The organism is Streptomyces sp. SID3212, from assembly GCF_009865405.1.
Taxonomy (GTDB): Bacteria; Actinomycetota; Actinomycetes; order Streptomycetales; family Streptomycetaceae; genus Streptomyces.
Window position 1 is genome coordinate 1 of record NZ_WWJY01001128.1, and the last position, 1,307, is coordinate 1,307.

Below are 1,307 nucleotides of genomic sequence, written 5' to 3' on the forward strand. Positions count from 1 at the left end.
CGTCGCGTCGGCTTCGCCGATTGCGCTGCGCTTAACCCTTGACCCCCGGCCCGGACCCGCAAGTGCAGGCAGAGGGGGGCGGCCCGGGGGAAGGTCCCCCGGGGGCCAGTCTGTGCTTCCTGTTTCGTCGCGGACCGCTGCTTTCGGCGGGGTTTTGCGCACCACTTGAATGGGGCGGTGGCGGGTCGTCTCGGCGGCCAACCACCGTCCGTTCGCGGGCGCACAAGCACCGTGTCTGAGATCCGTGATCACCTGCGGCGTCAGGCGGGGCCCATTCACCGGCAAGGGACTGACCAGCTACTCCAGCCACATTCCGTCGCGCATGACGACTCTCCCGCGCAGTTCCGACGTGCCGCGCCAAGCGCGGACGGCCGTCGGCACCACACGTACGTACAGAAACGAACCCTCCTCCGCACGTGGATCCCACCCGAACTTGCCGGCGAACGCCTCCGCCGCACTAACAAGCACATCTTGGTCGGGGAAGCACTCGGCCTCACCTTGGAGGAGCACGACGTCGAAGGCATCCGGCAGTGCCAGACGCACTCGCGGTTCTTCACGAACGTTCCGCGCGGTCGCGGAAGTGGCACTGGTACACATCCATACCGCTTGCCCGTCCCAGAAGAACCACAACGGCACCTGGTGCGGCCCGTAATCGGGATGAGCGGTCGACACCCAAACATCCCGCTCGGCAACAAGCCGCGCCAGAACGTCGCGCACCCGCTCGGCTGTCTGACGACGCGTGGTTTCCATGAGGACCCACGCTAGCCAGCAGACCCGAAGCCCGCCTGAGCCGAAGGACCTACTCCCCCCGGCCGAGCAGGAACATCTTGCGTCCTGTGTTGCGTTGACCGGCTCTTGCGTCCCAGGCGATGCTGAGCGTCTCCTCGCAGTGGAGATCGATTCCGTCGGCGGCTGAAACTCGTACGACGGGCAGTTCCGCCATGGCATCGGAGTCAGCGACTATGCGCTCGAAGGCCTCGCCTCCCTGTTCGATCACCAGCCACGGAAGTAGTCGAAGCCATCGTCGGAACATCCGCCGTTGATCACATACGCAGCGGCCCACCACCCCACCCGGCTACGTCCGCCCCACCACCCACTCACCACAGACACGGTGCTTGTACGCCCGCAAACGGACGGTGTGGCAGCCGCCGAGACGACTCGCCACCGCCCCATTCAAGTCGTGCGCAAAACCCCGCCGAGACGCGCGGCCCGCGACGAAACCCCAACAACAAACAAGCCCCCGGGGGACCTTCCCCCGGGCCGCCCCCCTCACCTGCACTTGCGGGGCCGGGGTGGGGGTCAAGGGT

Annotated in this window: 1 protein-coding gene and 1 pseudogene; both read right to left on the reverse strand. The window is 66.8% G+C overall.

Annotation, left to right across the window (positions count from 1 at the left end; all coding sequences use genetic code 11):
• Nucleotides 1-297: 297 nt before the first annotated feature.
• Nucleotides 298-750, reverse strand: a complete 453-nt coding sequence (locus GT042_RS33375; RefSeq protein ID WP_161312425.1) for a pyridoxamine 5'-phosphate oxidase family protein — start codon at nucleotides 748-750, stop codon at nucleotides 298-300.
• A 49-nt stretch (nucleotides 751-799) separates the two neighbouring features.
• Nucleotides 800-1,173: pseudogene (locus GT042_RS40220) on the reverse strand (DUF4240 domain-containing protein).
• Nucleotides 1,174-1,307: the final 134 nt, after the last annotated feature.

What these genes read in the sequence shown, in the direction of transcription:
- GT042_RS33375 (WP_161312425.1), bottom strand. Translation starts at nt 750, where the DNA reads ATGGAAACCACGCGTCGTCAGACAGCCGAGCGGGTGCGCGACGTTCTG.